This window comes from Mycobacterium sp. TH-M103, assembly GCF_057473785.1.
In genome coordinates this window covers 1-13141 of sequence record NZ_JBYCLG010000107.1, presented here as the reverse complement: position 1 = coordinate 13141, position 13141 = coordinate 1, and the positions used below count along the sequence as shown (strand labels likewise).

Here is a 13141-nt window from a genome sequence, read left to right as displayed (position 1 = left end):
GCCGCGACAAGTCGGTGGTGTTCGCGAGCAGCGGCCGCGCCGCCATCACCTACCGGGTCGAGGTCGGGGTCTGCCTGGCCAGCGGCGACCCGATCGGCGACCCCAGAGCCTGGCCGCAGGCCATCGCCGCCTGGTTGAGCCTCTGCAAGACATACGGCTGGGCGCCCGGCGTGATGGGCGCAAGTTCGGAGGGGGCCCAGGCCTTTCGTGAAGCCGGCCTCAACGCGCTGGAGCTGGGCGACGAGGCCATCTTGCGCACCGCTGACTACCGGTTGTCGGGGCCCGACATGCGCGGGGTGCGCCAGGCGGTCACCCGCGCGCGCAGGGCCGGGCTCACGGTGCGCATCCGGCGGCATCGCGACATCTCCGCCGACGAGATGGCCGACACCATCGAACGCGCCAACGCGTGGCGCGACACCTCCTCCGAGCGCGGATTCTCGATGGCGCTCGGCCGGCTCGGCGACCCCTCCGACGGGGACTGCCTATTTGTGGAGGCGCTGGACCGAGGGGGTGACGTCGTCGCGATGCTGTCGCTGGTTCCGTGGGGAACCACCGGTGTGTCGCTGGACCTGATGCGCCGTTCCCCGCAGTCCCCCAACGGAACCATCGAGCTGATGGTCAGCGACCTGGCCCTCAACGGGGAACAGCTCGGCATCACCCGTGTCTCCCTGAACTTCGCGATGTTCCGCGCGGCGTTCGAACAGGGGGCCCAGCTCGGCGCCGGTCCGGTTGCGCGGCTGTGGCGTGGCTTCCTGTTGTTCTTCTCTCGGTGGTGGCAGCTGGAGACTCTGTACCGCTCGAACGTCAAATACCAACCCGAATGGGTCCCCCGCTACGCCTGTTACGAAGACGCCCGACTGATCCCGCGGGTCGGGGTCGCCTCGGCGATGGCCGAGGGTTTCCTGGTGTTGCCGTTCAGCCGGCGCAACGAGACGCATACGGGTCACCACCCCGCCGTGCCGCCTCGGCTCGCGGAGTCGGGGCTGCTGCACCCCGACGGATCGGCGCCCGACGTCAGCGGGCTGCGTCGCGCGGGCGCCGACGCGGAGCGGGCCCGCCTACCCGAGCAGGTGCGGGTGCGACTAGCCAAGCTGAAGGTCCTGCAGCGCAACGGCATCGACGCCTACCCCGTCGGGTCTCCGCCCAGTCACACGATCGCCCAGGCGCTCGACGCGGGCGACCAGGAGACCATCTCGGTGGCGGGGCGGATCCTGCGGGTCCGCGACTACGGCGGGGTGCTGTTCAGCCAGCTGCGTGACTGGTCGGGCGAAATGCAAGTGCTGCTGGACAATTCATGCCTGGGCGGCGGACGGACCGCCGACTTCACCGGCGCCGTCGACCTCGGTGACCTCGTCGAGATGACCGGGCACATGGGCTACAGCAAAAAGGGCACCCGCTCGTTGATCGTGCACGACTGGCGGATGGTCGGAAAGTGCCTGCGGCCGCTGCCCAACAAATGGAAGGGGTTGACCGACCCGGAGGCCCGGGTGCGGACCCGCTATGTCGACCTGGCGGTCAACCCCGAGTCACGCGAGCTGATCAAGGCGCGCAGCAACGTCGTACGTGCCGTGCGGGAAACGTTGTACGCCAAGGGATTCATCGAAGTCGAGACCCCGATCCTGCAGCAGGTCCACGGCGGAGCCACCGCCCGCCCATTCGTCACCCACAGCAACACCTACGACATGGACCTGTTCTTGCGCATCGCGCCGGAGCTCTACCTGAAGCGGCTGTGCGTCGGCGGTGTGGAGCGGGTGTTCGAGCTCGGCCGGGCGTTCCGCAACGAGGGCGTCGACTTCAGCCACAACCCCGAGTTCACGCTGTTGGAGGCATACCAGGCGCACGCCGACTACACGGCGTGGATCGACGGCTGCCGCGAACTCATCCAGAACGCCGCCGAGGCCGCCCACGGCGAGCAGATCGTGATGCGGCCCCGCGGCGGCACCCACGGCGCCGCCCTCGAACCGGTCGACATCTCCGGGGCGTGGCCGGTGCGGACCGTGCACGACGCGGTGTCCGACGCTCTCGGAGAACACATCGGACCCGACACGTCCCTGGCCTCGCTGCGCAAGCTGTGCGACGCCGCGCACATTCCCTACCGACCGCACTGGGATGCCGGCGCGGTGGTGCTCGAACTCTACGAGCACCTCGTCGAGGACCGCACCGAGCAACCGACCTTTTACACAGACTTCCCGACGTCCGTGTCGCCGTTGACCCGGCCGCATCGCAGCCGCGCCGGCGTCGCCGAGCGCTGGGACCTGGTGGCGTGGGGGGTGGAGCTGGGCACCGCCTACAGCGAGCTGACCGACCCGGTCGAGCAGCGGCGCCGCCTGCAGGAGCAGTCGCTGCTGGCCGCCGGCGGGGACCCCGAGGCGATGCAGCTCGACGAGGACTTTCTGCAGGCCATGGAGTATGCGATGCCGCCGACCGGCGGGATGGGCATGGGCATCGACCGCGTCGTCATGTTGATCACGGGCCGCAGCATCCGCGAGACCCTGCCCTTCCCGCTGGCCAAGCCGCACTAGCGGGGCGGCGACTTCCAACGATTCCACAGCGAACATCGGGTGAACATGTTCCATCGCGGTTGACGATGGCTCACAATGATCCACGTGACAGCGTCCAACCACGCCGCGGCGCAGTTGATGGCAAGTGGGCACACCTCTTTGATGCATGGTTGGGTGCCCCTCACCACCCAGGTCCTCGCCGCCGCGGTCCTGACGCTGGCCGCCGGCCGGCGATCGCGGCGCTGGCGCACGGTGTGGCTGCCGGGGGCGGTACTGCTCGGCGGCGCCGCGGCGTATGCGACACACTGGTACGTCGCCGACCGTGGTCTTTCCAACGACCCAGCGCCGTCGGCGGTATGGGTCTGGATTGCGCTGACCGGGACGGCCACGGCCGTGCTCCTGCTGGGCTGGCGCACCGCGCGCCGCTGGCGACGCGGCGCGGCGCTGGCCGCCGTGCCCTTGTGTCTGCTCAGCGCCGCGCTGGCGGTCAACCTGTGGGCCGGCTACTTCCCCACCGTCGAATCCGCTTGGAACCAAATCGTTTCCGGGCCGCTGCCCGACCAGACCGACCAGGCCACGGTCACCGCGATGGCGGCCAAAGGCACCCGACCTTCGCACGGCAGCGTGCTGCCGGTGACGATCCCCTCGGTCGCATCGCATTTCAAGCACCGCGGTGAGCTGGTCTACCTGCCGCCCGACTGGTTCGCCACCAGCCCGCCGCCCAAGCTGCCGACGGTGATGATGATCGGCGGACAGTTCAACACGCCCGCGGACTGGACGCGTGCGGGCAACGCGGTCAAGACGATCGACGAGTTCGCGGATGCCCATGACGGCAAGGCCCCCGTGCTGGTTTTCGTGGATTCCGGCGGCGCGTTCAACAACGACACCGAGTGCGTCAACGGGGTGCGCGGCAACGCGGCGGACCATCTCACCAAAGACGTTATCCCCTTTATGGTCTCGACGTTCGGTGTCAGCCCCGACCGCTCGCACTGGGGCGTCGCGGGCTGGTCCATGGGCGGCACCTGCGCCGTCGACCTCACGGTGATGCACCCCGAGATGTTCAGCACCTTCGTCGACATCGCCGGCGACCTCACCCCCAACGCCGGCAGCAGGGCGCAGACGATCGCCCGCCTGTTCGGCGGCAACGCCGACGCCTGGGCGGCATTCGACCCCACCACGGTGATCACCCGGCACGGTCCCTACAGCCGCGTAGCCGGGTGGTTCGCGATCTCCTCGGAGGGCCCGTCGACACCGCGCCGTGGCGTGGCGATCACCGACACCGGCGCCATGCGTCTCGCCGGTCGCAACGCCGCGGCCAACCCCACCAACCAGACCGCGGCCGCCTATTCGCTGTGCGCGCTGGGCCGCGCCAACGGGATCGACTGCGCCGTGGTCCCCCAGCCGGGCAGGCACGACTGGTCCTTCGCCGACCGGGCTTTCGCGGCGGCACTGCCCTGGCTGTCCGGGCACATCGGCACCCCCGGCGTGCCGCGGATGCCCTTACCCGGCACCTCCGGTGCCGGCGCGCCCAACGCCCCGGTGGTGGTCCCGGCCCAGCGTTCCAGCGGCGCCCCCAACTAGCCGCCGCGCTCGCATGCCCGACGAACCGGAAGCCACGGCCGACGCCGGCTACGACGACGCCGGTGTGCCCACGTTCGACTCCGTCCGGGACAAGATCGAGGACCGTTACGCGAGATCGCTGGGCGCGGCGGAACTCGACGCCGAGTCACCGGAGGGGCGGTCGGTCGAGGAGCAGTACGCCCGGCGCGCCCGCGCGGCGGCCGAGCGGCTGGCGCAGATCCGCGAGTCGATGCGCGACGGCGACGAACTCAGGCCGTGACCTTGCGCCGTCGGCCGGGCCGCTGCGGGGCGCGGGCCGGAGCGCGGGCGACGACCTCGGCGAGGAACTTGCCGGTGTAGCTTTCCGGGACCGCGGCGACGTCCTCCGGAGTGCCTTGCGCGACAACGGTTCCGCCCTCGGAACCGCCCTCGGGGCCCATGTCGACGATCCAGTCCGACGTCTTGATCACGTCCAGGTTGTGCTCGATGACGATGACGGTGTTGCCCTTGTCGACGAGGCCGTTGATGACGCTGAGCAGCTTGCGGATGTCGTCGAAATGCAGCCCGGTGGTGGGTTCGTCGAGGATGTAGATGGTCCGCCCGGTCGAACGCTTCTGCAGCTCGGCGGCCAGCTTGACGCGCTGCGCCTCCCCGCCGGACAGCGTCGGCGCGGGCTGGCCGAGCCGGACATAACCCAGTCCGACGTCGACAAGCGTGCGCAGGTAGCGGTGGATGCCGCTGATCGGTTCGAAGAACTCCGCGGCTTCCTCGATCGACATGTCCAGCACTTCCGAGATCGTCTTGCCCTTGTAATGCACCTCGAGGGTCTCCCGGTTGTACCGGGCGCCGTGGCACACCTCGCAGGGCACGTACACGTCGGGCAGGAAGTTCATCTCGATCTTGATCGTGCCGTCACCGGTGCAGGCCTCGCAGCGGCCGCCCTTGACGTTGAACGAGAACCGACCGGGCTGGTAGCCGCGCACCTTCGCCTCCGTGGTGGCCGCGAACAGGGTGCGGATCTTGTCGAACACCCCGGTGTAGGTGGCCGGGTTGGAGCGCGGGGTGCGGCCGATCGGCGACTGGTCGACGCGCACCAGCTTGTCGAGGTGATCCAGCCCGGTGACGCGGGTGTGGCGGCCCGGGACCTGCCGGGCGCCGTTGAGCCGGTTGGCCAGCACCGCGGCCAGGATGTCGTTGACCAGGGTGGATTTGCCCGAGCCGGACACACCGGTCACGGCGGTCAGGACACCGAGTGGGAAGTCCACGTCGATGCCGCGCAGGTTGTGCTCGCGGGCGCCGACGACGGTGAGCTGGCGCTTCCGGTCGACGGGACGCCGCAGGGCGGGGATCTCGATGCTCTCCTTGCCCGACAGGTAGGCACCGGTCAGCGACTCCTTGTTGGCCAGCAGCTCGCTGTAGGTCCCGCTGTGCACGATCTGGCCGCCGTGCTCGCCGGCCCGCGGCCCGATGTCGACGACCCAGTCGGCGTGGGCGATGGTGTCCTCGTCGTGCTCGACCACGATCAGTGTGTTCCCAAGATCCCGGAGGCGGGTGAGGGTTTCGATGAGGCGGCGGTTGTCGCGCTGGTGCAGCCCGATGGACGGCTCGTCGAGCACATACAGAACCCCCACCAGGCCGGACCCGATCTGGGTGGCCAGCCGGATGCGTTGCGCCTCACCGCCACTGAGCGTGGCCGCCGCGCGTGACAGCGACAGGTACTCCAGTCCGACGTCGAGCAGAAAGCCCAGCCGCGACTGGATCTCCTTGAGCACCTGCCCGGCGATCGCCTGCTCCCGCGGACCCAGGGTGAGCGCGTTGAGGAAGTCCGAGCAATCCGAGATCGACAGCTCACACACCTCGGCGATGGACTTCTTGCCGCGGTCCCCCGCGGCAAGCGAGACGGCCAGGATCTCCGGCTTGAGGCGGGTGCCCTCACACTCCGGGCAGGGCACGTCGCGCATGAAGCCCTCGTAGCGCTCCTTCATCTGCTCGGACTCCGTCTGGGCCATCTTGCGCTGCAGGAATGCCAGCACGCCCTCGAAGTCGGCGTAGTAGGAGCGGGTTCGGCCGTAGCGATTGCGGTAGCGCACGTGCACCTGATGGTCGGAGCCCTCGAGGATCGCCTTGCGCGCCTTGGCCGGCAGCTTGCGCCACGGCGTGTCGACGTCGAAACCCAGCTCCTCGCCGAGGCCGGCCATCATCCGGGTGAAGTACTCGGCGGTGTGGCCCGCCGACCAGGGCGCGACCGCGCCCTGGGCCAGGGTGCGTTCCGGGTCGGGGATCACCAGGTCCGGGTCGACCTCCTTGCGGATGCCTAGGCCGGAGCATTCGGGGCAGGCGCCGTAGGGCGAGTTGAACGAGAACGATCGCGGTTCCAGGTCGTCGACCGCCAGCGCGTGCCCGTTGGGGCAGGCCAGCTTCTCGGAGAATCGCTGCTCCCGGGGATGGTCGTGTTCATGGGCCCGATCATCGGGGAACTCCAGCACCACGATGCCGTCGGCCAGGTTCAGCGCAGTTTCGACCGAGTCGGTGAGCCGCTGCTTGGCGCTGGCCTTGACGGTGAGGCGGTCCACCACCACCTCGATGTCGTGCTTCTCCTGTTTCTTCAGCTTGGGCGGGTCGGTCAGCGGGTGCACCACGCCGTCGACGCGCACCCGGCTGTAGCCCTGGGCGTTGAGCTTCTCGAACAGGTCGGCGAACTCGCCCTTGCGGGTCCTCACGACCGGGGCCAGCACCAGGAACCGCGTGCCCTCCGGCATCGCCAGGACCTGGTCGACGATTTGCTGCGGGGTCTGGCGGGCGATCCGCTCGCCGCAGACCGGGCAGTGCGGCGTGCCCGCACGCGCATACAGCAGCCGCAGATAGTCGTACACCTCGGTGATCGTCCCGACCGTCGACCGCGGGTTGCGGTTGGTCGACTTCTGGTCGATCGACACCGCCGGGGAAAGGCCCTCGATGAAATCGACGTCCGGCTTGTCCATCTGGCCCAGGAACTGGCGGGCGTAGGCCGACAGCGACTCCACATAGCGGCGCTGCCCCTCGGCGAAGATGGTGTCGAACGCCAGCGACGACTTGCCCGACCCGGACAACCCGGTGAACACGATCAGTGCGTCACGGGGCAGGTCGAGGTCGACGCCGCGCAGGTTGTGCTCGCGGGCGCCCTTGACGATCAGGCGTTCAGCCACACTGCCCCTCTCGGTGAACTCTCCTGTGCCGCAAACGGCGCAGTCCATGCTATGCGCCGGTACCGACACGCAGCGGCGGACCAGTAACGTGACCCACATGAGCACCTTGGACGAACCCAAACAGCCCAAAGAGCCCAGCGACACTTACACCGGTCACGTCGACCCCGGTACCGCCGCCCGCCGCACCCTGCCCGGCGCCACCATTGTGAAGACTTCGGTGGGCCCCATGGACAACAACGCCTACCTGGTGACCTGTTCCGCGACCGGGGAGACCCTGCTGATCGACGCCGCCAACGACGCCGACGCGCTGCTCGGCCTCATTCGCCGCTACGCGCCCAAGATAGCGCTGATCGTGACCACCCATCAGCACTTCGACCACTGGCAGGCGCTCGAGGCGGTGGCCGAGGCGACCGGCGCGCCGACCGCCGCCCACGAGATCGACGCCGAAGCGCTGCCGGTGAAACCGGACCGGTTGCTGGCCGGCGGCGACACCGTGCAGATCGGCGAGCTGACGTTCGACGTCATCCACCTGCGCGGGCACACGCCCGGGTCGATTGCGCTGGCTTTCGACGGCGAGGCGACCGGCGGGGTCACCCAGCTGTTCACCGGTGACTGCCTATTCCCGGGCGGCGTGGGCAAGACGTGGCAGCCCGGGGACTTCACCCAGCTGCTCGAGGACGTCACCACCCGGGTGTTCGACGTGTACGACGACGCCACCGTGGTCTATCCCGGTCACGGCGACGACACGGTGCTGGGCGCCGAACGCCCTCACCTGGGCGAATGGCGCGAACGCGGCTTCTAGAGCCGGTGAGCGGCTACGACGTGGTGTGCACGATCAGCACGTCGACCTTGGCTCGGCGGGACACGTTGGCCGGCACCGATCCCAGCAGCCGTCCCGCGATGGTGCTCAGGCCGACGTTGCCGACGACGAGCAGGTCGGCCTTCTCCTCCTCGGCAAGATTCACCAGGACGTCAACCGGAGCACCGACGATCGGCCGCTCGTCGACGTTCTTGGCGCCGGCCGCGCGTGCCCGCTCCTTGGCGTCGCGCAGGATCGCGTAAATCGGCGCGGTGCCGGACACCTTGTAGCTCTCCGCCCCCAGGGCGTCGGCGGCCCGGGCGTCCTGATGTTGAGGTAAATACGCCGACGCGATGATCAACTTGGCGTCGGCCCCGGCGAGTTGCGCCGCCCGGTCCACCGCGCGCATCGACGAGTCCGAGCCGTCGGTTCCTACCACCACGACCTGATAGGCGCCCATTTACCCTCCCATTCCCGGTTGGTCAGCCAACGAATGACAGTATCGCGTTTGCCCATTCCACAGGGAAAAGATTCCCGTCTCAGCGTGGCGTGGCGTGACCAGCGTTTGCGGGCCCGTGCCGGGCCGACTGACAATCTTCCATGACGACAAATCGTGAAATGTTCATCCCGGGTGCGGGAAGCCTTGGGTTACCAGTCTTTTCGCCAATTCCGACGGTTGCGGCGGAGGAGCGGCGGCGGTACCCCGCCGCGCGCGGTGACCAGGCCGTCCGGAGCGCCCTAGAGTGAGAAGCGTCATGTCCATGCACACCCTTGAGCAGCGGGTTCCGGAGTCCCCCGAGGCCGCGGGGGCCCCGGCGGGCGCCCCGCCGCGCAGCAGGTTGCTCGACCCGTGGGCCGTCGCCGCGCTGGCCGCCGTCGTCAGCGCGGCCTGGGCGTGCCGGCCTTCGCTGTGGTTCGACGAGGGGGCGACGATCTCGGCGGCGGCCAACCGCACGCTGCCCGAGTTGTGGCGGCTGCTGGGCCACATCGATGCCGTGCACGGCCTGTACTACCTGGTGATGCATGGCTGGTTCGCGATCTTCCCGCCGACGGAGTTCTGGTCGCGGCTGCCCAGCGCGCTGGCAGTCGGCGCCGCCGCCGCCGGCGTCACGGTGTTCACCCGGCAGTTCACGACGCGGGTGACCGCGGTGTGTGCGGGTGTCGTGTTCGCCATCCTGCCGCGCATCACCTGGGCGGGCATGGAAGCACGCTCCTACGCCTTCGCCGTCGCGGCGGCCATCTGGCTGACGGTATTGCTGGTCGCCGCCGTCCGGAGCAACCGGGCGCGTCTGTGGGCGGGGTACGCGCTGGGCCTGGCGCTGTCGATCCTGCTGAGCCTCAACCTGGTCCTGCTCGTGACGGTGCACGCCATCGCGCTGGCGTTGTTGGCTCCCAAGGGGGCCCGCAAGTCGCCCGTGATTCGGTGGGCGATCGCCACGACCGTCGCGGTGGGCGCGATTACACCCTTCCTGATGTTCGCCCACGGCCAGGTCTTCCAGGTCAACTGGATCTTCCCGGTCAGCTGGCACTACGCCTTCGACATCGTCCTGCGGCAGTACTTCGACCACAGCGTCCCCTTCGCCGTCCTCACCGCCGTGCTGATCGTCGCGGCGATCGCAGCCCGGTGGCGCGGCGCGCCGGCCCCGGCGGGCCAGACCCGCGGACTGCTGTTGCTGTGCGCGGCGTGGGTCGTCATCCCGACCGGGCTCGTCGTCGTGTACTCGGCCGTCGTCGAACCGATCTACTTCCCGCGCTACCTGATCCTCACCACGCCCGCGGTGGCCGTCATCATGGCGGTCTGCATCGTCACGATCGCGCGCGAGCCGTGGCCGATCGCCGGGGTGGTGCTGCTTTTCGCCGTCGCCGCGGTGCCGAACTACCTGTTCATCCAGCGCTGGCCGTACGCAAAAGAAGGCTGGGACTACAGCCAGGTGGCCGATCTGATCGGCTCCCATGCCGCACCCGGGGACTGCCTGATGGTGGACAACACCGTGGGTTGGCGGCCCGGGCCGGTCCGCGCCCTGCTCTCCACCCGGCCGGGGGCATTCCGGTCGCTGATCGACCTCGAGCGCGGTGCGTACGGGCCCAAGGTGGGCTGGCTGTGGGACGGGCACATCGCGGTGTGGCTTACGACGGCCAAGATCAACAACTGCTCCACGATCTGGACCATCACCAACAAGGACGGTTCACTGCCGGACCACCAGGCCGGGCCCTCGTTACCACCGGGGGCGTTCGGGCATGCCCCGGCGTATCGCTTCCCGGCCTACCTCGGGTTCCACATCGTCGAGCGCTGGCAGTTCCACTACTCGCAGGTGGTCAAGTCGACCCGCTGACCTGCTGTCCCCGCGAGCGTGCGTGTTTGTGCGGGGACACGCCGGTGCGGCTGACATTGTGCGCACGCTCGGCCACGGTGTCGGTCAGGCCGCGCGCCGGGAGGCCCGATACCCGGAGATGACGCCCGCGGCGCTGAGCACGGTGAAGACCGTGAACAGCCACCGGGCGGCCACCACGCCGCCGCCGTGGGCGGTGTTGACGACCACGCCGGCCAGGCTTGCGCCGAACGCCGCGGCGACCAGCTGCACCGTGTTGATCGCGGCCGCGGCCGCGCCGCTCTCGGCCGGGTCGTCGACGGATTCCATCGCACGCACCGAAAGATGTGGCCAGGCCATCCCAATCCCGATCCCGGCGACGAGCAACCCCACCGCCCACGACGCGGCGATGCCAGCCGAGGCGTCGGCGCGCTGGGTGAGCGCACCCAGCGCCAGGCCCGAGGCCACCACCATGGGTGCGGCCACGATCACGCGCCCGATCACCCGCGGATCGTCCAGGGAGGCGCTGACGATCTCGCTGACCGTCCAACCGAACGCCAGCGCCGCTCCCAGGAACCCGGCCACCACCGGCCTCAAATGCGCCAGTTGCTGACCGAACAGCGGCACGTAGGTGTTCACCATCGCGGCGCCCATCAGCCCCGCCATCGCCAGGTACACCCACTTCAACGGCCCGGGACCGAACACGCTGGGCGGCAGCACTGCTGCATGCGCCCGCCGGTCGACGACCACGAAGCGGACGGACAGCCCCACGCCCGCCACGAGCAGGGCCGCGGTCGCACCGACGTCACGGGGGATCTGCGCGACGCTGACCGCCAGCGCGGCCACCCCCAGGATCAGCAGCGACAACACCGGCACCTTCAGCACCGGCGTCGCCGCGACGCGGTCCGCGCGTGACGCGGCCAGCGCCGCCGGAACCAGCGCGGCCATGAGTGCGCTCAGCACAGCCATCGCGACGAAAGCCCACCGCCACAGGCCGAACTGGGCGAAGAGGCCACCGGTGGCGGGACCGACGACGGTGGCGACGCCCCACATCGCCGACACCAGCGCAGAACCGCGGGTCCACAACGCCCGCGGCAGCGCCGCGTTGATGACCGCATAGCCAAGCCCTGCCAGCAGCCCACCGGCCACCCCTTGCAGGGCGCGTCCGGCGATCAGCACCGCCATGTCGGGGGCCGCCGCGCACACCAGGCTGGCGACGGCGAAGACGCCCAGCCCGGACAGGTACGACGACCGCGGGCCGGCCCGCAGCAGGATCGGGTTGACCATGGTGGCGGCGACCACCGACCCGACCAGGTAGAGCGTCGTCACCCATGCGTAGAGGCGGGCGCCGCCGATCTCGGCGACGGTGTTCGGCAGCAGGCTGCTGGTGAGGAACTCGTTGGTGGCGTAGAGCGCGACGCCGCCGGCCAGCACGAGCGAGGTCCGCAGATACCTGCCGCGCAGCAGGTCCCGCCACTTGCCCGCGACTTCCGCCGTCTCGGTCACTTGAGACCGGCGGCGTCCATCCCCCGCAGCTCCTTCTTCAGGTCGGCGATCTCGTCGCGGAACCGGGCGGCCAGCTCGAACTGCAGATCGCGCGCGGCGGCCATCATCTGGGCGGTGAGGTCCTTGATCAGGTCGGCCAGCTCGGCGCGCGGCATGCCGGCAGTGTCGCGGCCCTCGAAGACGCCGGCGCTGACGGCGCGGCCGGGCTCGCCCTGGGCGCGCCGCCCGCGGGAGGAGTTGCGGCCGGATCCCCCTATTTGGACGCCATCGGTGGCATCAGTGTCAGCCGCCTCGCGGTAGACCTGGTCGAGGATGTCGGCGATCTTCTTGCGCAGCGGTTGGGGGTCGATGCCGTGGGCCTCGTTGTAGGCGATCTGCTTGGCCCGGCGCCGTTCGGTCTCGTCGATGGCCTCCTTCATCGACTCGGTGATCGTGTCGGCGTACATGTGCACCTCCCCGGAGACGTTGCGGGCGGCGCGGCCGATCGTCTGGATCAGGCTGCGCGACGACCGCAGGAACCCCTCCTTGTCGGCGTCGAGGATGGCCACCAGCGACACCTCGGGCAGGTCGAGACCCTCCCGCAGCAGGTTGATGCCGACCAGCACGTCGTACTCACCGAGCCGCAGCTGGCGCAGCAGTTCGACGCGGCGCAGCGTGTCCACCTCGGAGTGCAGGTAGCGCACCCGGATGCCCATCTCGAGCAGGTAGTCGGTGAGGTCCTCGGCCATCTTCTTGGTCAGGGTCGTCACCAGCACCCGCTGGTCGGCGTCGGTGCGCTTGCGGATCTCGCCGATCAGGTCGTCGATCTGGCCCTTGGTGGGCTTGACCACGACCTTGGGGTCCACCAGGCCGGTGGGGCGGATCACCTGCTCGACGAACTCGCCGCCGGACTGACTCAGCTCGTAGGGTCCGGGCGTGGCCGACAGGTACACCGTCTGCCCGATCCGGTCGGCGAACTCCTCCCAGGTCAGCGGGCGGTTGTCGACCGCCGAGGGCAGCCGGAACCCGTATTCCACCAGGTTGCGCTTGCGGGACATGTCGCCCTCGTACATGCCTCCGATCTGCGGCACGGTCACGTGCGACTCGTCGATGACGAGCAGGAAGTCCTCCGGGAAGTAGTCCAGCAGCGTCGCCGGCGCCGAACCCGCCGGCCGGCCGTCGATGTGGCGGGAGTAGTTCTCGATGCCGGAGCAGAAACCGACCTGGCGCATCATCTCGATGTCGTAGTTGGTGCGCATCCGCAGCCGCTGGGCCTCCAGCAGCTTGCCCTGCCCTTCCAGC

The 13141-nt window shown here is 69.6% G+C and carries 9 protein-coding genes; 5 read left to right on the top strand and 4 right to left on the bottom strand.

From position 1 onward, the window contains the following. The 3 genes from lysX to AC2VOR_RS06225 all read left to right on the top strand — a co-directional run. Positions 1-2522 (top strand): bifunctional lysylphosphatidylglycerol synthetase/lysine--tRNA ligase LysX (gene lysX / locus AC2VOR_RS06235; RefSeq protein ID WP_486963392.1); only part of this gene is annotated, 2522 nt, incomplete at its 5' end. A gap of 75 nt (positions 2523-2597) precedes the next feature. After that, the gene (locus tag AC2VOR_RS06230) at positions 2598-4082 is read left to right on the top strand and encodes an alpha/beta hydrolase (RefSeq protein ID WP_369738894.1); all 1485 of its coding nucleotides are present in this window, start codon (positions 2598-2600) and stop codon (positions 4080-4082) included. A 13-nt stretch (positions 4083-4095) separates the two neighbouring features. After that, on the top strand, positions 4096-4341 hold the full coding sequence (locus tag AC2VOR_RS06225) for a hypothetical protein (RefSeq protein WP_369738895.1): 246 nt from the start codon (positions 4096-4098) through the stop codon (positions 4339-4341). Here the strand turns inward: AC2VOR_RS06225 and uvrA are convergent. Then, positions 4331-7246, bottom strand: a complete 2916-nt coding sequence (gene uvrA, locus AC2VOR_RS06220) for an excinuclease ABC subunit UvrA (protein WP_486963391.1) — start codon at positions 7244-7246, stop codon at positions 4331-4333. The two genes, AC2VOR_RS06225 and uvrA, sit on opposite strands and share 11 nt — an antisense overlap. Positions 7247-7343: 97 nt before the next feature. Here uvrA and AC2VOR_RS06215 point away from each other — a divergent pair, with 97 nt between their 5' ends. Then, the gene (locus AC2VOR_RS06215) at positions 7344-8048 is read left to right on the top strand and encodes an MBL fold metallo-hydrolase (protein WP_369738896.1); all 705 of its coding nucleotides are present in this window, start codon (positions 7344-7346) and stop codon (positions 8046-8048) included. Positions 8049-8061: 13 nt separating this feature from the next. Here AC2VOR_RS06215 and AC2VOR_RS06210 read toward each other — a convergent pair whose 3' ends face one another. Then, complete coding sequence (locus tag AC2VOR_RS06210) at positions 8062-8505, bottom strand: universal stress protein (protein WP_369738897.1); 444 nt, start codon at positions 8503-8505, stop codon at positions 8062-8064. Between the two features lie 295 nt (positions 8506-8800). Here AC2VOR_RS06210 and AC2VOR_RS06205 point away from each other — a divergent pair, with 295 nt between their 5' ends. Then, on the top strand, positions 8801-10378 hold the full coding sequence (locus AC2VOR_RS06205; RefSeq protein ID WP_369738898.1) for a mannosyltransferase: 1578 nt from the start codon (positions 8801-8803) through the stop codon (positions 10376-10378). Positions 10379-10462: 84 nt separating this feature from the next. Here AC2VOR_RS06205 and AC2VOR_RS06200 read toward each other — a convergent pair whose 3' ends face one another. Then, on the bottom strand, positions 10463-11860 hold the full coding sequence (locus AC2VOR_RS06200; protein WP_369738899.1) for an MFS transporter: 1398 nt from the start codon (positions 11858-11860) through the stop codon (positions 10463-10465). Continuing rightward, the coding region (locus tag AC2VOR_RS06195) for a helicase-related protein (RefSeq protein WP_486963390.1) at positions 11857-13141 on the bottom strand (1285 nt) is incomplete at its 5' end. The genes AC2VOR_RS06195 and AC2VOR_RS06200, both read right to left, overlap by 4 nt.